At 70.5% G+C, this 455-nt stretch carries 1 protein-coding gene; it reads left to right on the top strand.

Annotated features, from left to right (window positions below):
* On the top strand, positions 1-455 hold a 455-nt coding region (locus E9998_RS10500; RefSeq protein WP_136529671.1), incomplete at both ends, for a DUF222 domain-containing protein.

Below are 455 nucleotides of genomic sequence, written 5' to 3'. Positions count from 1 at the left end.
AGCAGGCCCTCCAGCGCCTGGAGCTGACCGAGCAGGACAACGGCATGTGGTCCCTCGAAGCCACGTTGACCGAGACCACGGGCCGCCTGCTCGACAAGTACTTGAAGACCGCCTGCCCCCCGCCCCGCCAGGACGAGACCGACACCGACGGCGCCCTTGCCCCCCAGGCGAACCGGCACGCCGAGGCCCTCCACCAACTCCTCGCCGGATACGGCACGTCGTCTCAGGCCGCCACCCGGCACGGGCACACCGCGACCCTTGACCTCACCGTCGACCTCCAGACCCTCCGCTGCGAGGACACCGGCCGCCTCCCTCTCCTCGAAGGCAAGCCCATCTCCGTCGCACAAGCTCGCCTCCTCGCCTGCGAAGCCGGCATCATCCCCTCGGTCTTCGACTACGCGACCGGCGAAGCGGTCGAACTCGGCCGGGCCCTGCGCCTGCCGAATGTGGCCCTG

This window comes from Glycomyces paridis (assembly GCF_004912155.1).
Classification (GTDB): Bacteria; Actinomycetota; Actinomycetes; order Mycobacteriales; family Micromonosporaceae; genus Glycomyces; species Glycomyces paridis.
The sequence above is the reverse complement of the archived record's forward strand: the minus strand, read 5'-3'. Positions and strand labels throughout refer to the sequence as shown.